The 23121-nt window shown below is 53.7% G+C and carries 16 protein-coding genes and 1 pseudogene; 9 read left to right on the top strand and 8 right to left on the bottom strand.

All coding sequences use genetic code 11. The features are described from left to right. Positions 1-26: 26 nt before the first annotated feature. From hofC to nadC, 4 genes are all read right to left on the bottom strand, one after another. Complete coding sequence (gene hofC, locus FN037_RS19520) at positions 27-1232, bottom strand: protein transport protein HofC (RefSeq protein WP_142503007.1); 1206 nt, start codon at positions 1230-1232, stop codon at positions 27-29. Then, the gene (gene gspE / locus FN037_RS19515) at positions 1222-2607 is read right to left on the bottom strand and encodes a type II secretion system protein GspE (RefSeq protein WP_142503006.1); all 1386 of its coding nucleotides are present in this window, start codon (positions 2605-2607) and stop codon (positions 1222-1224) included. The genes hofC and gspE overlap by 11 nt, the downstream gene beginning before the upstream one ends. A gap of 10 nt (positions 2608-2617) precedes the next feature. Beyond that, positions 2618-3049, bottom strand: a complete 432-nt coding sequence (gene ppdD / locus FN037_RS19510; RefSeq protein WP_138361973.1) for a prepilin peptidase-dependent pilin — start codon at positions 3047-3049, stop codon at positions 2618-2620. A 183-nt stretch (positions 3050-3232) separates the two neighbouring features. Continuing rightward, positions 3233-4126, bottom strand: a complete 894-nt coding sequence (nadC, locus tag FN037_RS19505) for a carboxylating nicotinate-nucleotide diphosphorylase (protein WP_142503005.1) — start codon at positions 4124-4126, stop codon at positions 3233-3235. A 201-nt stretch (positions 4127-4327) separates the two neighbouring features. Between nadC and ampD the strand changes: the two genes are divergently transcribed. Both ampD and ampE read left to right on the top strand, forming a co-directional pair. Next, on the top strand, positions 4328-4891 hold the full coding sequence (gene ampD, locus FN037_RS19500; RefSeq protein WP_138361975.1) for a 1,6-anhydro-N-acetylmuramyl-L-alanine amidase AmpD: 564 nt from the start codon (positions 4328-4330) through the stop codon (positions 4889-4891). After that, positions 4888-5742, top strand: coding sequence for a beta-lactamase regulator AmpE (ampE, locus tag FN037_RS19495; RefSeq protein ID WP_142503004.1), 855 nt, complete (start codon positions 4888-4890; stop codon positions 5740-5742). The genes ampD and ampE overlap by 4 nt, the downstream gene beginning before the upstream one ends. A 76-nt stretch (positions 5743-5818) precedes the next feature. Here ampE and aroP read toward each other — a convergent pair whose 3' ends face one another. Continuing rightward, positions 5819-7189 carry an aromatic amino acid transporter AroP gene (aroP, locus tag FN037_RS19490; protein ID WP_171034907.1) on the bottom strand — a complete coding sequence of 457 codons (1371 nt, stop codon included), beginning with the start codon at positions 7187-7189 and terminating at the stop codon, positions 5819-5821. 651 nt (positions 7190-7840) lie between these two features. Here aroP and pdhR point away from each other — a divergent pair. The 6 genes and pseudogenes from pdhR (at position 7841) to yacL (ending at position 18662) form a co-directional block, all read left to right on the top strand. Continuing rightward, complete coding sequence (gene pdhR, locus FN037_RS19480; protein WP_138362058.1) at positions 7841-8620, top strand: pyruvate dehydrogenase complex transcriptional repressor PdhR; 780 nt, start codon at positions 7841-7843, stop codon at positions 8618-8620. A 240-nt stretch (positions 8621-8860) separates the two neighbouring features. Further along, on the top strand, positions 8861-11524 hold the full coding sequence (gene aceE / locus FN037_RS19475) for a pyruvate dehydrogenase (acetyl-transferring), homodimeric type (protein WP_142503003.1): 2664 nt from the start codon (positions 8861-8863) through the stop codon (positions 11522-11524). 14 nt (positions 11525-11538) lie between these two features. After that, a pseudogene (gene aceF / locus FN037_RS19470) lies at positions 11539-13420 on the top strand (pyruvate dehydrogenase complex dihydrolipoyllysine-residue acetyltransferase). Positions 13421-13753: 333 nt separating this feature from the next. Continuing rightward, positions 13754-15178, top strand: a complete 1425-nt coding sequence (lpdA, locus tag FN037_RS19460) for a dihydrolipoyl dehydrogenase (protein ID WP_138361981.1) — start codon at positions 13754-13756, stop codon at positions 15176-15178. A 347-nt stretch (positions 15179-15525) separates the two neighbouring features. Next, the gene (gene acnB / locus FN037_RS19455; RefSeq protein WP_138361982.1) at positions 15526-18123 is read left to right on the top strand and encodes a bifunctional aconitate hydratase 2/2-methylisocitrate dehydratase; all 2598 of its coding nucleotides are present in this window, start codon (positions 15526-15528) and stop codon (positions 18121-18123) included. Between the two features lie 176 nt (positions 18124-18299). After that, positions 18300-18662 carry a protein YacL gene (gene yacL, locus FN037_RS19450; protein ID WP_138361983.1) on the top strand — a complete coding sequence of 121 codons (363 nt, stop codon included), beginning with the start codon at positions 18300-18302 and terminating at the stop codon, positions 18660-18662. A gap of 33 nt (positions 18663-18695) precedes the next feature. On the opposite strand, the gene speD is transcribed toward yacL, so the two are convergent. The 3 genes from speD to FN037_RS19435 all read right to left on the bottom strand — a co-directional run bounded on the left by speD (position 18696) and on the right by FN037_RS19435 (position 21387). Further along, positions 18696-19490: an adenosylmethionine decarboxylase gene (speD, locus tag FN037_RS19445; RefSeq protein ID WP_138361984.1), complete on the bottom strand. Its 795-nt coding sequence runs from the start codon at positions 19488-19490 to the stop codon at positions 18696-18698. Positions 19491-19504: 14 nt separating this feature from the next. Then, positions 19505-20368 carry a polyamine aminopropyltransferase gene (gene speE, locus FN037_RS19440; protein ID WP_142503001.1) on the bottom strand — a complete coding sequence of 288 codons (864 nt, stop codon included), beginning with the start codon at positions 20366-20368 and terminating at the stop codon, positions 19505-19507. 671 nt (positions 20369-21039) lie between these two features. Continuing rightward, positions 21040-21387: a YacC family pilotin-like protein gene (locus FN037_RS19435; protein ID WP_138361986.1), complete on the bottom strand. Its 348-nt coding sequence runs from the start codon at positions 21385-21387 to the stop codon at positions 21040-21042. A gap of 145 nt (positions 21388-21532) precedes the next feature. On the opposite strand from FN037_RS19435, the gene cueO reads away from it, so the two are divergent. Beyond that, positions 21533-23110 carry a multicopper oxidase CueO gene (cueO, locus tag FN037_RS19430; RefSeq protein WP_142503000.1) on the top strand — a complete coding sequence of 526 codons (1578 nt, stop codon included), beginning with the start codon at positions 21533-21535 and terminating at the stop codon, positions 23108-23110. Positions 23111-23121 lie beyond the last annotated feature (11 nt).

Raw genomic sequence — 23121 nt, 5'->3', positions numbered from 1 at the left:
TGCGCGCTGGCGCGTGGGCGCCAGCGCTATCCCCCCATCCCGCTAATGGCGTCGCCGAGATGAAAAATGGGTAAATACATTGCCACTACCAGTAAGCCGACAAGCGTTCCGGTGACGATCAGTAAGACGGGTTCCAGTATGGTTGCCAGGTTATCTGCCTGCTGATGTGTCTGCTCACTGTGATGGCGAGCCAGATTCTCCAGCATGGTATCCAGCGATCCCGAGGCTTCACCGGTACGAATCAGTTGCAGACAAAGCGGTGTAAAACCTCCGCTGCGGGTGAGCGCCTGCCAGATGGGATCGCCGTGAGTAATGTGCAGGCAGGCCTGCTGTAGCCTTTGTCGCCACAGCGGGCAGCTTAAGGTTTCCTCTACGCTTTGCAGGCCTTGTAAAAAGCTAATACCTGCGCTTTGCGTTAAGGCGAGTACGGTAAAAATTTGGCTAAGTCGTTGCCCGGATAGCAATTTTCCAAATACCGGGAGTGAGTGCAGCAGTTTTTGACGGCGGAGCAACCAGTCTGGTCTCTGGCGAATGAGCCTGTTGAGAACGATCGGTAAAATGCCTGATGCAACGAGCAACGGCCAGGAGTGGGTTAGCCCTGCGCCAGCGCGCATGACCGCACGGGTCAGTAGCGGCAGCGGAGTATTAAAAGTCTGATAAATAGCGGCAAATTCTGGCAAAACGAAGTACAGCATTCCCATAATCACCAGTAGCGCCAGGGATAAAATAATGCCCGGATAGCGTAGCGCTTTTTTCACTTTCTCGGTAAGAAGTAACTGCTCTCGCTGCTGCTGTGCCAACTGGGTGCAGCAACGTTCCAGTTTACCGGTCAGTTCACCGGTACGGATCATGGCCAGATACAGTGGGGGGAATACTTCTGGCCATTTTTCCAGCGAGCTGGAAAGCGAAACGCCTTGCGCCAGATCCTCCGCCAGCGTTTGCAGAAGCGCCTGCCATTGTGCTTGAGGTTGCTGTTGTGCCAGCAATTCCAGCCCTTCCGACAGAGGGAGGCCAGCCTGCAGCAGCGTGGCTAACTGGCGGATGATTTCGCCGCTGTGGCGGGGATGCCAGAGGCTGTTTTGGACGCTGCAGCGGCGTAGCGAAAGCGGGATGATGCGTTCCTGCTGTAACATTTGCACTGCCTGCGAGCGATTATCATGCCAGAGTGTTCCCTGGCAGGGGATGCCCTGAAGGTTGATACCGCGCCAGCGCCAGAGTCGTTTAGTCGCCATGGGGGAGCCCTAAAACGCGAATCACTTCTTCCGATGTGGTCATTCCTTGCTCCACGGCCAGACACCCGCTTTCAAAGAGCGTTATCATTCCGGCGCCTCGTGCCAGGGACTCAATCTCCGTGGCGCTAAAGCCCTGAGTAATCGCCTGGCGTAGCGCACTATTGACGGGTAAAAGTTCAAATAGCGCCAGGCGACCATAGTAACCGTGATAGCAGTGCTGGCAACCCGGGGTTTCCCAACGCGGAAGCGCCCGTGGCCAGAGATTGTGCGGTATCTCGGTTACGCTGTCGGTTTCCCGACGACAGTGTGGACACAGTTTGCGTACCAGACGTTGAGCAATAACCAGTGACAGCGCAGATGAGATCATCCAGCGCGCAACGCCCATTTGCTGCAGGCGGAGCAGGGTTTCGCTGGTCGAATTGGTGTGCAGAGTGGAGAGAACCAGGTGCCCGGTTTGTGCCGCTTTTATGGCTATTTCAGCGGTTTCCGCGTCGCGTATTTCACCGACCATGATGATATCAGGATCCTGACGTAGCAGGGCGCGCAGCACGCTATGGAAGGTCAAACCGGCCTTAGGGTTAATCTGCGTTTGATTCATGCCCAAAATCGGGATCTCCAGCGGATCCTCTACGCTGCAGATGTTGACTTCATCACGATTTCGCACCTGTAGCGCACTATATAAAGTGACGGTTTTTCCGCTTCCCGTCGGGCCGGTGACCAGCAAAAGCCCCTGCGGCTGATTAAGCGCCGAATGGAAGAGAGCAAGCTGCTGAGATGAGAGCCCCAACGCCTCAATATCCAGAGCTTGTTTGACCTGGTGCAATAAGCGAAGAACGATTTTTTCCCCACCGCGACAGGGTAGTGTGGCGATACGGAAAGAGATCGGGCGATCTGCCAGTGTCAGCGTAAACTGGCCGTCCTGTGGTATGCGGTGTTCGGCAATGTCCAGATTGCCGAGCACCTTAAGCCGGGCGGTGACGGGAGCGGCGAGCTCCGGAGCAAGCGGCACCAGCGGTTGAAGGACGCCATCGACACGCAGACGAATTCTCAGGTGATTTTCACTGGGTTCAATATGGATATCGGATGCGCGTTGGCGTAGCGCTTGCTCCAGAATGTGATTAACCTTGTCAATTACATTGACTGACGTTTCGCTGTGGAGTGAGGCCAGCGCTGTTCCCGGAGCCTGTAGCCGCTTGTCCATCTGCTCCTGGCTCCAGCACTCGATGTCGATCCGTTTCCGGGTAGAGAAACGTAATGCTTCCATCAACTCCGGTGCTGGCGCATCAACGACGGCGATAGTCATGGTGGAATCATCGCTGTCGAGTAGCAGCGCCTGGTAGCGTTGGCAGAGAGGGGTTAATTGTTCAGTGTTCACGGTATGGCCCTCAATTAAAACGGAACACGTCTTCGCAGGCCTGCTTAAGCGCGCTGTCTCCGGAAATGCTACATACGCGCTGCCAGCCGGTGATGCCGCTGGCGTTATCCCAGCCCGGGGTCATGGTGACGCTTAAACCATTGAGGCTTTCCTGACCGGTGAGCGTTACAACGCCTGTGGCTACATTCATCGCTGAAATATAGCGGGTGGTTGCGGGCTCCGGGATTCCGTTGCTGCCGCCATCACAGGTGGTTAATCCGCCGTGCTCCAGCGCGCATAGCTCAATCGCGGTGCGAAAAGGCACGAAGGTTTGTAGCATGTCGGTGAGGGCCGCTTTTCGCAGGTAGTTCTGATAAGCGGGAATGCCGATAGCGCTGAGAATGGCGATGATCCCGATAACCACCATCAGTTCGATTAGCGTAAAGCCGCGTTGTTTGTCCATATGTTGCTCCTTGTTATCTTCGGGAGCACTGTGCCGGGCAGCAGAAGATGATGCGAGCAGGGGATTGTCGGCTGTGAAGCCGGATCCCTGGCTTTTTCAGCCGATTGCACTGAATGGCTACAGGGATGCGAATCGGCTCGTAAAAGAGAGCCCCGGCATGACGCATCTGCCGGGGAAGGGCGGTTAGCGGAAACGCATAGAGAGGTCGAGAGCGTGAACGTGTTTGGTCAGCGCGCCTACGGAGATGTAATCGACGCCGGTCTCGGCGAATTCGCGGATGGTATCAAAGGTGACATTACCGGATACTTCCAGCGCAGCCTGCCCATGAGTGCGTTTAACCGCTTCACGCATCAGGTCGGTAGTGAAATTGTCGAGCATAATGATGTCGGCACCGGCTTTCAGTGCTTCCTCTAGTTCATCAAGCGTTTCGACTTCAACTTCGACCGGGACATCCGGATGCAGCCAGAACGCCTTTTCTACCGCCTGCCGTACCGAGCCGGAAGCGATAATGTGGTTCTCTTTAATCAGGAAAGCATCGGACAGGCCCAGACGATGATTGGCGCCGCCGCCGCATAAGACCGCGTACTTCAGCGCCGTGCGCAGGCCGGGTAGCGTTTTACGCGTATCAAGCAGTTGGGTTTTCGTACCTGCCAGCAGATCAACATAGCGACGGACTTCGCTCGCCACGCCGGATAGCGTCTGTACGAAATTAAGCGCGGTACGCTCTCCGGTGAGCAGGATTCGTGAGGGGCCTTCCAGTTCGAATAACTGCTGATTTGCCTTCACCACGTCGCCGTCGGCAATATGCCACGTGAGGTTGACGTCATCTCCCGCCAGTTGAATAAACACTTCTTCTACCCAGCGCTTACCGCAAAATACGCCATCCTCACGGGTGATCACCACTGCATGGGAACGCGCCTCTTGCGGCAACAATTGGGCGCTGATGTCATTGTTCGCATCCACTTCACCGCCCAGATCTTCCCGCAGGGATTGGGCGACGGCATCGGTAATATCAAGATTAATACGTTCCAGCAGCGCGTCACGGCGGAGGTCGGGATTGTAGCGACGAGGCGACATGATAAAGCTCCAGATAGATAAGATTCAGAAGTAGGAAACATGCTAACCTGAACAACGTTTCCGTACCACATCCACTTCATTTTGCAGGCTGTTTCAGCGCCGGGGCTTTAGCTCCAGAGGGATGAATGAGAGTGCGTATGGCGGCAGGTATGCTTTGGCCACAATGCTGCAGGTGCATAAGTTAGTAAAAGGAGACTCAACATGCAGTTGAACGGGGGATGGCTGGTGGATGTGCGTCGGGTTCCTTCACCCCATCACGATAACCGCCCGGATAATGAAATTCCTTCTTTGTTGGTGGTGCATAATATTAGCCTGCCGCCAGGTGAATTTGGTGGTCCATGGATTGATGCGCTGTTCACCGGCAAGCTTGATCCTGATGCACACCCTTTCTTTGCTGAGATAGCGCATCTGCGTGTTTCGGCGCATTGTCTGATTCGTCGCGACGGCGAAATCGTGCAGTATGTGCCTTTCGATAAGCGCGCGTGGCACGCAGGCGTTTCCTGCTACCACGGGCGTGAGCGTTGCAATGACTTTTCGATAGGTATTGAGCTGGAAGGGACCGATACACTGGCCTATACCGATGCGCAGTATCAGCAACTGGCGGCTGTTACCCGGTCGCTGGTTGCGCGCTATCCAGCGATTGCTGACAATATCACTGGCCATAGCGATATTGCGCCAGTACGTAAAACGGATCCCGGCCCGGCCTTTGACTGGGCAAGGTTTCGCGGTCTGTTGACCCCGATGTCCGATAAGGAGAGGCTATGACGTTGTTTACTACGCTGCTAGTCCTGATTGCTGAGCGTTTGTTTAAGCTGGGCGAACACTGGCAGCTCGATCACCGGCTGGAAGTGTTATTTCGCCGTGTGAAGCATTATTCCCTCTTGAGCACTGTATTGATGGTGGTCGCAGCGGTGGTGGTCGTTTTTATTATTCAGCGTCTGTTGCAAGGGCAGTTGTTTAATGTTCCGCTGCTGGTGTTCTGGATCCTGCTTGGCCTGTTGTGTATCGGCGCGGGTAAGGTCCGTTTGCACTATCATGCTTACCTGAAAGCCGCCTCCCGTGGTGACAGCCGTGCCTGCGATGCTATGGCCAGCGAACTGACCCTGATTCATGGCGTGCCGCCAGGGTGCGATCAGCGTGAGTATCTGAGCGAACTGCAAAATGCGTTGTTGTGGATTAACTATCGCTACTATCTTGCTCCGCTGTTTTGGTTTGTTGTCGGTGGCGCATGGGGGCCGTTAACGCTTATTGCCTACTGTACACTGCGAGCCTGGCAGACATGGCTCGCACGTTACCAGACGCCGCGCCATCGTTTACAGGCGGGGATTGACGCTATCCTGCACGTGGTCGACTGGGTTCCGGTACGCCTGGTCGGCGTGGTCTATGCTCTGGTGGGACATGGAGAAAAAGCCTTACCGGCCTGGTTTGCGTCGCTGGGCGATTTGCACGCTTCTCAGTATCAGGTGCTGACACGCCTGGCGCAGTATTCTCTGGCGCGTGAGCCGCACGTGGATAATGTGGCTACGCCGAAAGCGGCGGTCTCAATGGCGAAAAAAACATCGCTGGTGGTAGTGGTGATTATGGCGCTGCTGACGATTTACGGGACGCTGATTTAATCCGTTTTCCGTCTTTCGAACACATCAAATGCTCTGCGCCCGCCCACCGTACAGGCGGGCACAGAGTCTGGGTATGTTATGCCTTTATCGCACTTGCGGTTTTCTGTTTAAACAGATAGCCGACGCCGAGAACGGCAATCCATACCGGGATCAGGTAGACGGAAATGGCCATGCCTGGAGTCATCAGCATGATAACCAGTACACCCACCATAAACAGCAGGCAAATCCAGTTTCCTAGCGGATAAAACAGCGCGGGAAAGCGAGTCACTACGCCCTGCTGCTGTTTGGCGCGACGGAATTTGATGTGCGCCAGGCTAATCATTGCCCAGTTGATTACCAGGGCAGAAACCACCAGCGCCATCAGCAGACCAAACGCTGATTCCGGGGCAAAGTAGTTAATCAGTACGCACAGCGCGGTGATCACTGCGGAGACGAGGATAGTGTTGACCGGCACACCGCGTTTATCAACGCTCATCAGCGCTTTTGGCGCGTTACCCTGTTGGGCGAGGCCAAACAGCATACGGCTATTGCAGTAAACGCAGCTGTTGTAAACGGAAAGCGCGGCGGTTAATACCACGATATTCAGGGCATTGGCCACCAGGTTATCGCCCAACTCATGGAAGATCAGGACGAACGGGCTGGTATCTGCGGTCACGCGGCTCCACGGCAGCAGGGAGAGCAACACCGCCAGTGATCCCACATAGAAAATCAGGATGCGGTAGATAACCTGGTTGGTGGCTCTGGGAATGCTTTGTTCCGGGTTGTCAGCTTCTGCTGCGGTGATACCCACCAGCTCCAGGCCGCCAAACGAGAACATAATAATCGCCATCATCATCACCAGCCCGGAGAATCCGTGCGGCAGAAATCCACCTTGCTCCCACAAGTTGCGCACGGTGGCCTGCGGGCCGCCATTGCCGCTGAACAGCAGCCAGCCGCCGAACAGGATCATCGCCACAACGGCGACAACTTTAATGATCGCGAACCAGAATTCCAGCTCGCCAAACACTTTGACGTTGGTCAGGTTGATGGCGTTGATGACAATAAAGAAAACGGCAGCAGATACCCAGGTTGGGATCTCCGGCCACCAGAACTGAACGTATTTCCCGACGGCAGTCAGCTCGGCCATCGCCACCAGGACATAAAGCACCCAGTAGTTCCAGCCGGATGCGAAGCCCGCAAAGCCGCCCCAGTATTTGTAAGCGAAGTGACTAAATGAACCTGCTACCGGCTCTTCTACGACCATTTCGCCCAGTTGACGCATGATAAGAAAGGCGATAAAACCGGCAATCGCATAGCCCAGAATAATACCGGGACCTGCATTTTGGATGACGGATGCGCTACCCAGGAACAGGCCGGTACCGATAGCCCCTCCTAGCGCAATAAGCTGAATATGGCGGTTTTTAAGGCCGCGCTTTAGCCGATCGCCATGCTGTTGACCTTCCATCATGAAACCTCGTGTGTGGTTATGGTTATTATGTTTGTACGCGTCATCCTTCAGGTGACCTCTTTTCTTTTCGTCGCTGGCGGGCGCATCGTCAGCGACGAGTCAGTCAGTCTGCGGTCCGTTTCGCCCAGAGTGATGTAACGCACATATTGTTGTGTTTGTGTAATTATGGAATTCCGTTTTTGTACTCATTTCTTTACTTAAGGCCTGGTAGTAATTCATGTAAAAGCCTTTCGTATCATCGAGAATAGTGGTAAGTGCCGGGGAATGCACCTGCTTTGTGAAGGGATGAAGGCGAAGCGAACAAAAAGAAACCATTTGTAAATGATGCCCCGCAATTTAACATTTGTTGTCACTCATTTAGCTATTCACATTTAATGAATTTATATTCATTAAGTGAGGGTTTGAATCGGTTCAGATAGCGTAGTTTTTCGTTTCGATTAAGTTAATTCCCCTGTTTTGCTGGTAAACGCAACATTTGTGCATAGTTACATTTTTGAAATGTTATTTCTGTAAGGTTGTTAAAACATGCCTGCATTAATGATTTCAATCAAAACCTGTATGGACAGAAGGTGAATACTTTGTTACTTTAGCGATACGAATTATAAATTGGTAAGACCAATTGACTCCGGGCTAATGGCAGAGACAGGGAATATGGCCTACAGCAAGATCCGCCAACCAAAATTATCCGATGTGATAGAGCAGCAACTGGAGTTTTTAATCCTTGAGGGGACGTTGCGCCCCGGAGAAAAGCTTCCGCCCGAACGTGAACTGGCAAAGCAGTTCGACGTTTCCCGTCCCTCGCTGCGTGAGGCGATTCAACGCCTCGAAGCCAAGGGATTGTTGCTTCGTCGCCAGGGCGGCGGAACGTTTGTACAGAGCCGCTTATGGCAGAGCTTCAGCGATCCGCTGGTTGAGCTACTGTCCGACCACCCTGAATCCCAATTTGATCTGCTGGAAACCCGCCACGCGCTGGAAGGCATCGCCGCTTATTACGCGGCGTTACGTAGCACGGATGAAGACAAAACCCGCATTCGTGAACTTCATCATGCCATCGAGCTTGCGCAACAGTCCGGCGATTTGGACGCCGAATCCGACGCGGTTCTCCAGTATCAAATTGCCGTGACTGAAGCGGCGCACAATGTGGTGTTGCTCCATCTACTACGCTGTATGGAGCCCATGCTGGCCCAGAACGTTCGCCAGAATTTTGAATTGTTGTATGCCCGTCGGGAGATGCTCCCGCAGGTCAGCAATCATCGTACTCGAATTTTCGAGGCGATCATCGCCGGGCAGCCGGAGCAGGCGCGTGAAGCTTCGCACCGTCACCTGGCGTTTATTGAGGAAATCTTGCTGGATCGTAGCCGTGAGCAGAGCCGTCGTGAACGCTCATTGCGTCGTTTACAGCAAAGAAAGGATGAGAACTCCGGTTCTTAAGCGCCACTTTTAGAGCGCGGCAACTAAACGCAGAACCTGTCTTATTGCACTTTTAGTTGTTCAAAATACTTTTCGATGTATCACGACGGCAAGTGACTGACCCCCAAAACATAGTGAACTATGTGTCAGGGGAGGCGGTATTGCCAGGCCGGATATCACCGGAAAGCAAGATGAAGAACAAAGAGCGCAATGGGACAGGTTCCAGATTAATCAACGATTAGATAGATAAGGAATACCCCCATGTCAGAACGTTTACCAAATGACGTGGATCCGATCGAAACTCGCGACTGGCTACAGGCGATCGAATCGGTCATCCGTGAAGAAGGTGTTGAGCGTGCTCAGTATCTGATTGACCAACTCCTTTCTGAAGCCCGCAAAGGCGGGGTGAAAGTGGCTGCTGGCACATCGACTGGCGGTTACGTGAACACTATTGCCGTTGAAGATGAACCCGAATATCCGGGTAATCTGGATCTGGAACGTCGTATCCGTTCTGCGATCCGCTGGAACGCCATTATGACCGTTCTGCGCGCATCGAAAAAAGATCTTGAACTGGGCGGCCATATGGCTTCCTTCCAGTCTTCTGCAACCTTCTATGAAGTGTGCTTTAACCACTTCTTCCGCGCCCGCAACGAGCAGGATGGCGGCGATCTGGTTTACTTCCAGGGCCACATCTCTCCGGGCGTATATGCGCGCGCCTTCCTGGAAGGTCGTCTGACTGAAGAGCAGATGAACAACTTCCGTCAGGAAGTCCACGGTAAAGGCCTCTCCTCTTACCCGCACCCGAAACTGATGCCGGAATTCTGGCAGTTCCCGACCGTTTCCATGGGTCTGGGTCCAATCGGTGCGATCTACCAGGCTAAGTTCCTGAAATATCTGGAACACCGCGGTTTGAAAGACACGTCAAAACAAACCGTTTACGCTTTCCTCGGCGACGGCGAGATGGACGAGCCGGAATCCAAAGGGGCTATCACCATTGCCACCCGTGAAAAGCTGGACAACCTGGTCTTCGTTATCAACTGTAACCTGCAGCGCCTTGACGGCCCGGTTACCGGTAATGGCAAAATCATTAACGAGCTGGAAGGCATCTTTGGCGGTGCTGGCTGGAACGTTATCAAGGTTATCTGGGGTGGTCGCTGGGATGAACTGCTGCGTAAAGACACCAGCGGTAAACTGATCCAGTTGATGGAAGAAACCGTTGACGGCGATTATCAGACCTTCAAATCCAAAGATGGCGCCTACGTGCGTGAGCACTTCTTCGGTAAATATCCGGAAACCGCCGCTCTGGTGGCTGACTGGACTGACGAACAGATCTGGGCGCTGAACCGTGGCGGCCACGATCCGAAGAAAGTCTACGCTGCACTGAAAAAAGCGCAGGAAACCAAAGGCAAAGCAACCGTCATTCTCGCCCATACCATTAAAGGTTACGGCATGGGCGACACCGCTGAAGGTAAAAACATCGCCCACCAGGTTAAGAAAATGAACATGGACGGCGTACGCTACGTCCGCGATCGTTTCAACGTGCCGGTATCCGATGCCGATATCGAAAAACTGCCGTACGTGACCTTCCCGGAAGGTTCCGAAGAGCACACCTACCTGCACGCGCAGCGTCAGAAACTGCACGGCTACCTGCCGAGCCGTCAGACTCACTTCTCTGAGAAGCTGGAGCTGCCGACCCTGGAAGATTTCGGCCCGCTGCTGGAAGAGCAGAGTAAAGAGATCTCTACCACTATCGCCTTCGTTCGTGCCCTGAACGTGATGCTGAAGAACAAATCCATAAAAGACCGTCTGGTGCCGATCATCGCCGATGAAGCGCGTACCTTTGGTATGGAAGGTCTGTTCCGTCAGATTGGTATCTACAGCCCGAACGGCCAGCAGTACACCCCGCAGGACCGCGAACAGGTTGCGTATTACAAAGAAGACGAGAAAGGCCAGATTCTGCAGGAAGGTATCAACGAACTGGGCGCTGGGGCATCCTGGCTGGCTGCTGCGACCTCTTACAGCACCAACAACCTGCCGATGATCCCGTTCTACATCTACTACTCCATGTTCGGGTTCCAGCGTATTGGCGACCTGTGCTGGCAGGCGGGCGACCAGCAGGCGCGCGGCTTCCTGATCGGTGGTACTTCCGGTCGTACGACGCTGAACGGCGAAGGTCTGCAGCACGAAGATGGCCACAGCCACATTCAGTCTCTGACTATCCCGAACTGTATCTCTTACGATCCGTCTTACGCGTACGAAGTTGCGGTCATCATGCACGATGGTCTGGAGCGTATGTACGGTGAGAAACAAGAGAACGTTTACTACTACATCACCACGCTGAACGAAAACTACCACATGCCAGCCATGCCGGAAGGTGCTGAGGAAGGTATCCGTAAAGGTATCTACAAACTCGAAACCCTCGAAGGCAGCAAAGGTAAAGTTCAACTGCTGGGCTCCGGTTCTATTCTGCGTCACGTTCGTGAAGCCGCAGAGATCCTGGCGAAAGACTACGGCGTAGGTTCTGACGTTTACAGCGTCACCTCCTTTACTGAACTGGCGCGTGATGGCCAGGATTGTGAGCGCTGGAACATGCTGCACCCGCTGGAAACGCCACGCGTTCCGTACATTGCTCAGGTAATGAACGACGCGCCAGCAGTGGCATCGACTGACTATATGAAACTGTTCGCCGAGCAGGTGCGTACTTATGTACCGGCGGATGATTACCGCGTACTGGGTACTGACGGTTTCGGCCGCTCTGACAGCCGTGAAAACCTGCGTCACCACTTCGAAGTGGATGCATCTTATGTGGTTGTTGCGGCTCTGGGCGAGCTGGCTAAACGTGGCGAAATCGATAAGAAAGTGGTAGCGGAAGCCATCACCAAATTCAACATCGATGCAGATAAAGTTAACCCGCGTCTGGCGTAAGAGGTAAAAGAATAATGTCTATCGAAATCAACGTACCGGACATCGGGGCTGATGAAGTTGAAATCACCGAGATCCTGGTCAAAGTGGGCGACAAAGTTGAAGCTGAACAGTCGCTGATCACCGTAGAAGGCGACAAGGCCTCTATGGAAGTTCCATCGCCGCAGGCGGGCGTCGTTAAAGAGATTAAAGTCTCTGTTGGCGACAAAACTGAGACGGGCGCACTTATCATGATTTTCGATTCCGCCGACGGTGCAGCCGACGCTGCGCCTGCTCCGGCAGAAGAGAAGAAAGAAGCCGCTCCGGCAGCCGCGCCTGCGGCTGCGGCAGCGAAAGACGTACACGTACCGGATATCGGCGGCGACGAAGTTGAAGTCACCGAGATCCTGGTGCAAGTGGGCGACACCGTTGCGGCTGAGCAGTCGCTGATCACCGTAGAAGGCGACAAAGCCTCTATGGAAGTGCCGGCGCCGTTCGCGGGTACCGTGAAAGAGATCAAAGTCAACGCTGGCGATAAAGTCTCTACCGGCTCACTGATCATGGTCTTCGAAGTAGCGGGCGCTGCGCCTGCTGCTGCGCCCGCTCAGGCGGCCGGCGGCGGCTCCGGCAGCAGCGGCTGGCGCGAAAGACGTTAACGTACCGGACATCGGCGGCGACGAAGTTGAAGTCACCGAAGTGATGGTTAAAGTCGGCGATAAAGTGGAAGCTGAACAGTCGCTGATCACCGTAGAAGGCGATAAAGCCTCTATGGAAGTCCCTGCGCCGTTTGCGGGCGTGGTGAAAGAGCTGAAAGTTAACGTTGGCGACAAAGTGTCTACCGGCTCGCTGATTATGGTCTTCGAAGTGGAAGGCGCCGCCCCTGCCGCAGCGCCGGCTGCTGCTGCTCCGGCACCTGCCGCTGCACCTGCTCAGGCCGCTAAACCGGCCGCCGCGCCTGCGGCAAAAGCGGAAGGCAAATCTGAGTTTGCTGAAAACGACGCTTACGTTCACGCGACCCCGCTGATTCGCCGCCTGGCGCGCGAGTTCGGTGTTAACCTGGCGAAAGTGAAGGGCACTGGCCGTAAAGGTCGTATCCTGCGCGAAGACGTTCAGGCTTACGTGAAAGACGCTATCAAGCGCGCTGAAGCGGCTCCGGCTGCTGCGGGTGGTGGTCTGCCGGGTATGCTGCCGTGGCCGAAAGTGGACTTCAGCAAGTTTGGTGAAGTGGAAGAAGTTGAACTGGGCCGCATCCAGAAAATCTCCGGCGCCAACCTGAGCCGTAACTGGGTGATGATCCCGCACGTTACGCACTTCGACAAAACGGATATCACCGATCTGGAAGCGTTCCGTAAGCAGCAGAATGCCGAAGCTGAGAAGCGCAAACTGGACGTGAAATTCACGCCGGTTGTCTTCATCATGAAAGCCGTTGCCGCTGCGCTTGAGCAGATGCCGCGCTTTAACAGCTCTCTGTCTGAAGACGGTCAGTGCCTGACGCTGAAGAAATACATCAACATTGGTGTCGCGGTTGATACGCCGAATGGTCTGGTTGTTCCGGTCTTTAAAGACGTGAATAAGAAGAGCGTTACCGAGCTGTCTCGCGAACTGACGACTATCTCCAAAAAAGCGCGTGATGGTAAGCTGACTGCTGGCGAAATGCAGGGCGGTTGCTTCACTATCTCCAGCATCGGCGGCCTGGGTACCACTCACTTTGCGCCGATTGTTAACGCGCCGGAAGTGGCCATCCTGGGCGTGTCTAAATCTGCGATGGAGCCGGTGTGGAATGGCAAAGAGTTTGTTCCGCGTCTGATGATGCCGATCTCTCTCTCCTTCGACCACCGCGTGATTGACGGTGCCGATGGCGCGCGCTTTATTACTATCATCAATAACATGCTGAGCGATATTCGCCGCCTGGTGATGTAAGCGAAAAAGCCGGCCTGACGGCCGGCTTTTTTCTGGTAATCTCTTCTGTGTTTTGAGGTTATCGGCAATAAAGGACAAAATCGTTTTTCGTTTGTTGTTTCAAAATTGTTAACAATTTTGTAAAATGCAGGCGGATAGAACGTCCCGGTGGATATGGGCGTAATTTACACAAAAAAATTCGAGTTGCGTCAAGGCGGCAAGGGAGTGAATCCCTGGAGCGTACAAGCGGTACGTGACCGGGGTGAGCGAGCGCAGCCAACGCAGAGGCGGCTTGAAGGATGAAGTGTATAACAATAGCGTCAGACCCGCCGGATACAAATTACAGAGGTCATGATGAGTACTGAAATCAAAACTCAGGTCGTGGTACTTGGGGCAGGCCCCGCAGGCTATTCTGCTGCCTTTCGTTGCGCTGATTTAGGTCTGGAAACCGTTATCGTAGAACGTTACAACACCCTTGGCGGTGTTTGCCTGAACGTCGGCTGTATCCCTTCTAAAGCACTGCTGCACGTTGCGAAAGTTATTGAAGAAGCGAAAGCGCTGGCTGAACACGGCATCGTTTTCGGCGAACCGAATACCGATATTGATAAGATCCGCACCTGGAAAGAAAAAGTCATCACTCAACTGACCGGCGGTCTGGCTGGTATGGCGAAAGGCCGTAAAGTGAAAGTGGTAAACGGTCTGGGTAAATTCACCGGGGCCAACACCCTGGAAGTGGAAGGCGAGAACGGCAAAACCGTGATCAACTTCGACAACGCGATTATCGCAGCCGGTTCCCGCCCGATCCAGTTGCCGTTCATTCCCCATGAAGATCCGCGCGTCTGGGACTCCACCGATGCACTGGAACTGAAATCCGTACCGAAACGTCTGCTGGTGATGGGCGGTGGTATCATCGGCCTGGAAATGGGGACGGTGTACCATGCGCTGGGTTCAGAGATCGATGTGGTCGAAATGTTTGACCAGGTTATCCCGGCAGCAGACAAAGATATCGTGAAAGTCTTCACCAAACGCATCGGCAAGAAATTCAACCTGATGCTGGAAACCAAAGTGACTGCCGTTGAAGCGAAAGAAGACGGTATTTACGTTTCTATGGAAGGCAAAAAAGCACCAGCAGAAGCACAGCGTTACGATGCGGTGCTGGTGGCTATCGGCCGTGTGCCGAACGGTAAAAACCTCGATGCTGGCAAGGCTGGCGTAGAAGTTGACGACCGTGGCTTCATCCGCGTAGACAAACAGCTGCGTACTAACGTACCGCACATCTTTGCTATCGGCGATATCGTCGGTCAGCCGATGCTGGCGCACAAGGGTGTTCACGAAGGTCACGTTGCCGCTGAAGTTATCGCCGGTAAAAAACACTACTTCGATCCGAAAGTTATTCCGTCCATCGCTTACACTGAGCCAGAAGTTGCATGGGTCGGTCTGACGGAGAAAGAAGCGAAAGAGAAAGGCATCAGTTTTGAGACCGCCACCTTCCCGTGGGCAGCGTCTGGCCGTGCTATCGCTTCTGACTGCGCAGACGGTATGACCAAGCTGATTTTCGACAAAGAGTCTCACCGTGTAATTGGTGGGGCGATTGTCGGCACCAACGGCGGCGAGCTGCTGGGCGAAATCGGTCTGGCGATCGAAATGGGCTGTGATGCTGAAGACATCGCCCTGACTATCCACGCTCACCCGACTCTGCACGAGTCTGTTGGCCTCGCGGCGGAAGTGTTCGAAGGCAGCATTACCGACCTGCCTAACCCGAAAGCGAAGAAGAAATAAGCTTTCGTTCTGGCAAAATGAACAGGCGGCTCGGTGAGCCGCTTTTTTAATGCCCGATGCTGAGAACGTCTCGGTGTAAATAATACGACATGCCTGTCACTGTCTGCCAAACACTCCTGATCGCATAGGACAAATATTCCGCTCACTGACCAGAAAACCTGCAATATCCTGTCCTTAACGATTCAGCTAATTTTTAATGTTGCTTTTTTGTAAACAGATTAACACCCCGCGAAAATCCTGCTATGCTGCCGATGCGGTATCGGGCATTTACCCTACAAACTGCTGTCTCACAGGAGCGTGAAGAGAATCGCCTGCCGCATTTTACAATGAGAGCGAGGAGAACCGTCGTGCTAGAAGAATACCGTAAGCACGTAGCTGAGCGTGCCGCCGAGGGGATTGTTGCCAAACCCTTAGATGCAACCCAAATGGCCGCGCTGGTAGAACTGCTGAAAAACCCGCCTGCGGGTGAAGAAGAATTCCTGTTAGACCTGTTAATTAACCGTGTACCGCCGGGCGTCGATGAAGCCGCCTATGTTAAAGCCGGATTCCTTGCCGCGATTGCCAAAGGCGAAGCGACTTCCCCACTGCTTACCCCGGAAAAAGCCATCGAATTGCTGGGCACCATGCAGGGTGGTTACAACATTCATCCCCTGATTGATGCGCTGGAAGACGCGAAGCTGGCGCCGATTGCCGCTAAGGCGTTGTCCCATACTCTGTTGATGTTCGATAACTTCTATGATGTTGAAGAGAAAGCCAAAGCGGGCAATGAATATGCCAGACAGGTAATGCAATCCTGGGCTGACGCGGAGTGGTTCCTGAGCCGTCCTCCACTGGCTGACAAAATTACCGTTACCGTTTTTAAAGTCACCGGCGAAACCAACACCGATGACCTCTCGCCAGCGCCGGATGCCTGGTCGCGCCCGGATATCCCGCTGCATGCTCTGGCAATGCTGAAAAATGCCCGTGAAGGTATCGACCCGGATCAGCCCGGCGTGGTGGGGCCGATCAAACAGATCGAAGCGTTACAGCAAAAAGGCTACCCATTAGCCTACGTGGGCGACGTTGTTGGCACCGGCTCTTCGCGTAAATCCGCCACCAACTCTGTGCTGTGGTTTATGGGAGATGACATTCCGAACGTGCCGAACAAGCGCGGCGGCGGACTGGTGCTCGGCGGCAAAATTGCGCCGATCTTCTTTAACACCATGGAAGATGCGGGCGCGCTGCCCATTGAAGTGGACGTAAGCAACCTGAATATGGGGGATGTGATTGACGTTTACCCGTATAAGGGTGAAGTCCGCCATCACGAAACCGGTGAACTGCTGGCGAGCTTTGAACTGAAAACCGACGTGCTGATCGACGAAGTACGCGCGGGTGGTCGTATTCCGCTGATCATCGGTCGCGGCCTGACCACCAAAGCGCGTGAAGCGCTGGGACTGCCGCACAGTGACGTGTTCCGTCAGGCGAAAGACGTGGCGGAAAGCGCTCGCGGCTACTCGCTGGCGCAGAAAATGGTTGGCCGCGCCTGCGGCGTCGCCGGTATCCGTCCGGGCGCCTACTGCGAACCGAAAATGACCTCCGTAGGCTCTCAGGATACCACCGGCCCAATGACCCGTGACGAACTGAAAGACCTGGCGTGCCTGGGCTTCTCGTCCGACCTGGTGATGCAGTCTTTCTGCCACACCGCGGCCTATCCTAAACCGGTCGATGTGACCACCCATCACACGCTGCCGGATTTCATCATGAACCGTGGCGGCGTCTCTCTGCGCCCGGGCGATGGCGTCATCCACTCCTGGCTGAACCGGATGCTGCTGCCGGATACCGTGGGTACTGGCGGCGATTCCCATACCCGTTTCCCGATTGGCATCTCCTTCCCGGCGGGTTCTGGCCTGGTGGCCTTTGCGGCGGCGACCGGCGTTATGCCGCTGGATATGCCCGAGTCGGTGCTGGTGCGCTTCAAAGGCAAAATGCAGCCGGGTATTACCCTGCGCGATCTGGTACACGCGATCCCGCTGTACGCGATCAAACAGGGTCTGCTGACCGTTGAGAAGAAAGGTAAGAAAAACATCTTCTCCGGCCGCATTCTGGAGATCGAAGGGCTGCCGGATCTGAAAGTCGAGCAGGCATTTGAGCTGACCGATGCCTCTGCCGAGCGTTCCGCCGCGGGTTGTACCATCAAACTGAACAAAGAGCCGATCATCGAGTACCTGAACTCCAACATCGTCCTGCTGAAGTGGATGATCGCGGAAGGCTATGGCGATCGTCGTACTCTGGAACGTCGCGTTCAGGGGATGGAAAAGTGGCTGGCGGATCCGCAATTGCTGGAAGGCGATGCGGATGCCGAATATGCGGCAGTGATCGATATCGATCTGGCCGATATCAAAGAACCGATCCTCTGCGCGCCGAACGATCCTGATGACGCGCGTCTGCTCTCTGATGTGCAGGGTGAGAAGATTGATGAAGTGTTTATTGGTTCCTGCATGACCAATATCGGTCACTTCCGTGCCGCCGGTAAGTTACTGGATAGTCATAAAGGCCAGTTGCCGACTCGTCTGTGGGTGGCTCCGCCAACCCGTATGGACGCGGCGCAGTTGACCGAAGAGGGCTACTACAGCGTCTTTGGTAAGAGCGGCGCGCGGATTGAAATCCCCGGTTGTTCCCTGTGTATGGGTAACCAGGCGCGCGTCGCCGATGGAGCGACGGTGGTTTCGACCTCAACCCGTAACTTCCCGAACCGTCTGGGGACCGGGGCGAACGTCTATCTGGCCTCAGCAGAGCTGGCGGCGGTCGCGGCGCTGATCGGTAAACTGCCGACGCCGGAAGAGTACCAGACTTATATTGCGCAGGTGGATAAAACGGCGACAGATACCTACCGTTATCTGAACTTCGACCAGTTGGGTCAGTATACTGAGAAAGCCGACGGAGTGATTTTCCAGACCGCGGTGTAACGGCTCCGACCTGCTCTGCGTAAAAACGCATCAATGCCCGGTGAACCTTGCGTCACCGGGCATTTTTATTTCTATTCCTTCCGCCCGTTCCGCTTTTTTTCTTCCGTTGTACTGCGATAATTACAGCACAGACGCAATGCGGTAATGGCGCATTGCCGGGAGCAGAGGAACACATTATGGATTACGAATTTCTGCGCGATATTACCGGAGTGGTAAAAGTGCGTATGTCCATGGGCCACGAGGTGGTAGGGCACTGGTTTAACGAAGAAGTGAAAGAGAACCTGGCCTTGCTTGATGAAGTGGAACAAGCGGCGCGTGCGCTAAAGGGCAGTGAGCGTTCCTGGCAACGGGCAGGGCATGAGTATACGCTCTGGATGGATGGTGAGGAGGTGATGATCCGCGCCAATCAGCTGGATTTTTCTGGCGATGAGATTGAAGAGGGGATGCGCTATTACGACGAAGAGAGCTTATCACTCTGCGGCGTGGAAGACTTTCTGCAGGTGGTGGTGGCGTATCGTCATTTCATCCAGCAAGGTTAAATATGGCGGAGCCTCCGTGCTCCCCCGTTATGTTTACACGGCAGGGATATTGCGGCCGTAATAGATCTCGCGCATCTCTTTCCACAGCAGGTCGGTAATGACCTTGCGCTCTTCTTCAGTTAAATCTTCCGGTTTGGTATGGAACATGTAGTGCTTAAGATCGAACTCCTTAAGCAGCATTTTGGTATGGAAGATATTTTCCTGATAGACATTCACATCCACCATGTCGTACAGCGACTTCATATCCTCAGACATAAAGTTCTGAATAGAGTTAATTTCATGATCGATAAAGTGCTTCATGCCGTTGATATCACGCGTAAACCCACGCACGCGATAATCAATGGTGACGATATCGGACTCTAGCTGGTGGATCAGGTAATTCAGCGCCTTCAGCGGGGAAATCACGCCGCAGGTGGAAACTTCGATGTCGGCGCGAAAGGTGCATAGTCCGCCTTCAGGGTGGCTTTCCGGGTAGGTATGCACGCAAATATGGCTTTTATCCAGATGGGCGACGACGGCCTCGGGTAGCGGGCCCGGGTGCTCTGTTTTGTCTATAGACTGTGGGTCGACCGGTTCTTCGCTAACCAGGATAGTGACGCTGGCGCCCTGGGGTTCATAATCCTGACGAGCGATATTCAGGATATTTGCGCCGATAATGGCGCATGTCTCTGACAGAATTTCCGTCAGGCGGTTGGCATTATAGAGCTCATCAATATAGGCGATATAACCATCGCGTTCTTCTGCTGTTTTTGCGTAGCAGATATCGTAAATACAAAAACTCAGGCTTTTTGTCAGGTTGTTAAAGCCGTGCAGTTTCAATTTTTTCAATTTAGATCACCCCCTTACTTAACGGTGGACAGCGCATCCTGCAAATATTGCGGTAACGCGAATGCCGCTGTGTGGATAGACGGATTGTAATAACGGCATTTGAGCGCAGTTTGATGGAAACGCGCCTGGATAATTTCACTGGAAAGGTGGCGCAGGGCTTCGTTATCCGTGGCCCATGCGAAGGTCATTATGCCGCCGTAATAGGTTGGAATCGCCGCCTGATAGAAACTCACATCGCGGAAGTAGTGGCTAAGCTTACGGTGGCTGTTAATAGCTTCGTCCTGCTGCAGGAAGCAGACGCCATTCTGGGCGACAAAAATCCCGCCAGGATTCAGGCAACGTTTACAGCCTTCATAAAATGCGGAAGTAAACAAACTCTCACCGGGGCCGATCGGGTCGGTGCAGTCGGAGATTATTACGTCGAACGTTTGCGTTGTCTGGTTAACAAAATTGACGCCATCGTCAATCACCAGCGTAAAACGCGGATCGTCATACGCCCCGGCGTTATGGGCAGGAAGGTACTGGCGACAGAAAGAAACGACGCCCGCGTCGATCTCAACCATCGTAATGGTTTCTATACTGCGATGACGAGAGACCTCGCGTAGCATGGCGCCGTCGCCGCCGCCGATGATCAATACATGTTTTGCCTGACCGTGGGCCATCAGAGGAACATGAGTCATCATTTCATGGTAGATAAACTCATCGCGTTCAGTCGTTTGCACCACGCCGTCCAGCGCCATCACCCGGCCAAAGGCGGCGTTTTCGAAAATGATTAAGTCCTGATGCGCGGTTTTTTCATGATACAGCACATTATCCACACTGAAATACTGACCAAAATGGTCGTGCAATGTTTCATGCCACAGCTCGTTGTCAGCCACAGGTCGTTCCTCCTTTGTTAACATCCGTTACCCCCATTAAAATGAGCGCAACATCATAGCCAACTATAGATGATGATGCACGGTGGATAAATCAGCAGGGGATACTCTGATGCCGGACAGTTAAGCCGTCGATCGGGGGATTCCGGTGAATAGCCTTGTCACGAACCGCCTTCTGGCTGTCGTCCTCGCGGTCAGGCCGATTTTCTAAGGAGGGTAACGTCTTGTGGCTACGTGGGGCCGAAGGTCATAAAAGTAAATGCTCACCGAAATAATTCAGATGGAATTAAGAGCCTATCCCGTTAGGGCTATTTTGCTTGTCATTTTGAACCTGGGCAGTGCTCAGAATCCTCACGTACTACGTGTACGCTCCGGTTCTTCCGCGCTGGCCGCGTTCAAACTGTCTGCGCCAATAACGCCTGGTGGGATAGGATCTAAGCTTCCGATAAGTAAACAATATCGGGTTTTCGCCAAAACCACCGACAGGTCATCACTGTTGTGTGATTTAACATCAAGTGGCTTCTGTAGTTGATGGATGGCTCAGACTTTGTGAGCTGCGGCCGGATGATATTTTCTGGCGGCTTGTCGGGGATGTTTCCGCGCTTATAGCGCCTGTCGGCAAGGATCAATACGCGCCTGCTCTGCTGCGTTGTCACAGGAATTATTGGCGATAATTATTTTACGTAAGCCAGCAAGCTCAGTGAATCACGCGCCAGCGCTTTGCATTTTTTACTGGTGGGGATTTTTATTCCGCGAAGGTCCCGGTAGCTGTCTTCGCCCAATGCTTTCATGTTGAAGCTATCATAATTGTTTAAATCCCACTGATTCTGCTGAGCGAAGAAGATCAGCGCCCGGCGGATTTGCGTGTTAGGCAGATTTTGATAACCGCAGTCGTTCTTCAGAAAGACAAATACTGCCGTTAAATCAGCCATATCTTCCGCTTCGGACTCGCTTAATGCATAGCTATTGGCGGAAAGAGTAAGCAGGCTGCCAAGCACTATTGTTCTGAAAAGCGTCTTCATTTTTTCTACCATTGGATCACGGACAAATAACGTTAGCATACTTCTTTATAGTACGCTGAGCTTTATTCTTACTCTTCTGCTTGACCTTCCAGCAACGGGAAGGTTTAAGCTTAAACATTCATCAGCAGAATGAAAGGATGTGAGAATGCAACGTCGTGAGTTTCTCAAATTAACCGCTGCGCTTAGCGTAACCAGCGCATTGCCGTTGTGGAGTCGCTCGGTTTTGGCTGCCGGTCGCCCGGCGCTACCGGTACCCGATCTGTTGACTGGTGATGCGCGTAATCATATTGGCTTAACTATTCAGGCGGGCAAAACGCAGTTTAATTCTCACCTTACGACCACCTGGGGGTATAACGGCAGTTTGCTGGGGCCAGCGCTGCAGCTTAAACAAGGCGAAACGGTAACGATCGATATCCATAACCGCCTTCCAGAGGAGACTACCGTGCACTGGCATGGTCTGGAGGTTGCCGGGGAGGTGGATGGCGGCCCGCAGGGCGTGATTGCCGCAGGTGCCTCCCGTTCGGTGAGCTTTACCCCTACCCAGCGGGCCGCTACCTGCTGGTTTCATCCTCACAAGCATGGCAAAACCGGTCGTCAGGTGGCGATGGGGCTGGCAGGCCTGGTAGTGATTACCGATGAAGAGAGCGAAAAGCTGCTGCTGCCAAAACAGTGGGGGATCGATGATGTCCCGGTGATTGTACAGGACAAAAAATTCACTTCATCGGGCGAGATTGATTATCAGCTCGATATGATGAGCGCCGCCGTTGGCTGGTTTGGCGATACGCTGCTGACTAATGGGGCGATTTATCCCGAACATGCTGCGCCTCGCGGCTGGCTGCGTTTGCGTCTGCTTAATGGCTGTAATGCGCGTTCGTTGAATTTCTCCACCAGCGATAATCGGCCTATGTATGTCGTCGCCAGCGATGGCGGTTTGCTGGCTGAACCGGTGAAAGTTGACGAATTGCCGGTGTTAATGGGGGAGCGTTTCGAAGTGCTGGTGGATACCTCTGACGGTAAACCTTTTGATTTGATAACGCTGCCGGTGAGCCAGATGGGCATGGCGATCCCACCGTTTGATAAACCGCAGCCGGTACTGCGCATTCAACCGTTGGTGATTCAGGCTTCGGGTAAACTGCCTGATCGCCTGGCGGCTATGCCAGCGCTCCCCGCTTTAAACGGGTTAACGCAGCGGACGCTACAGCTTTCTATGGATCCGATGCTTGATATGATGGGCATGCAGGCGTTGATGCAAAAATATGGCGACCAGGCGATGTCCGGAATGGATCAGGACATGATGATGGATCACGGGGCGATGGGAAATATGAATAATATGAACCACGCGGGCACGGGGCATATGAGTCACGGTGAGGCAGGCTTTGATTTTCATAATGCTAACCGCATCAATGGTAAAGCCTTTGATATGAATGTTCCCATGTTTGCGGCGGCCAAAGGCCAGTATGAGCGCTGGGTGATTTCTGGTACTGGCGACATGATGCTCCACCCGTTCCATATCCACGGTACCCAGTTCCGTATCTTATCTGAAAACGGCAAAGCGCCCGCTGCGCATCGTAGCGGCTGGAAAGATACCGTGCGGGTAGAGGGCGATGTCAGTGAAGTGCTGGTGAAATTTGACCACGACGCGCCGAAAGAACACGCGTATATGGCGCATTGTCATCTGCTGGAGCATGAAGATACCGGCATGATGCTGGGATTTACGGTGTAGGATGTTATCGC

The organism is Klebsiella sp. 2680 (genome assembly GCF_900198535.1).
Taxonomy (GTDB): Bacteria; Pseudomonadota; Gammaproteobacteria; order Enterobacterales; family Enterobacteriaceae; genus Klebsiella; species Klebsiella indica.
This window is presented reverse-complemented; position numbering and strand designations above follow the sequence as displayed.

What these genes read in the sequence shown, in the direction of transcription:
- hofC (WP_142503007.1), bottom strand. Translation starts at nt 1,232, where the DNA reads ATGGCGACTAAACGACTCTGGCGCTGGCGCGGTATCAACCTTCAGGGC.
- ppdD (WP_138361973.1), bottom strand. Translation starts at nt 3,049, where the DNA reads ATGGACAAACAACGCGGCTTTACGCTAATCGAACTGATGGTGGTTATC.
- nadC (WP_142503005.1), bottom strand. Translation starts at nt 4,126, where the DNA reads ATGTCGCCTCGTCGCTACAATCCCGACCTCCGCCGTGACGCGCTGCTG.
- ampD (WP_138361975.1), top strand. Translation starts at nt 4,328, where the DNA reads ATGCAGTTGAACGGGGGATGGCTGGTGGATGTGCGTCGGGTTCCTTCA.
- ampE (WP_142503004.1), top strand. Translation starts at nt 4,888, where the DNA reads ATGACGTTGTTTACTACGCTGCTAGTCCTGATTGCTGAGCGTTTGTTT.
- aroP (WP_171034907.1), bottom strand. Translation starts at nt 7,189, where the DNA reads ATGATGGAAGGTCAACAGCATGGCGATCGGCTAAAGCGCGGCCTTAAA.
- pdhR (WP_138362058.1), top strand. Translation starts at nt 7,841, where the DNA reads ATGGCCTACAGCAAGATCCGCCAACCAAAATTATCCGATGTGATAGAG.
- aceE (WP_142503003.1), top strand. Translation starts at nt 8,861, where the DNA reads ATGTCAGAACGTTTACCAAATGACGTGGATCCGATCGAAACTCGCGAC.
- lpdA (WP_138361981.1), top strand. Translation starts at nt 13,754, where the DNA reads ATGAGTACTGAAATCAAAACTCAGGTCGTGGTACTTGGGGCAGGCCCC.
- yacL (WP_138361983.1), top strand. Translation starts at nt 18,300, where the DNA reads ATGGATTACGAATTTCTGCGCGATATTACCGGAGTGGTAAAAGTGCGT.
- FN037_RS19435 (WP_138361986.1), bottom strand. Translation starts at nt 21,387, where the DNA reads ATGAAGACGCTTTTCAGAACAATAGTGCTTGGCAGCCTGCTTACTCTT.
- cueO (WP_142503000.1), top strand. Translation starts at nt 21,533, where the DNA reads ATGCAACGTCGTGAGTTTCTCAAATTAACCGCTGCGCTTAGCGTAACC.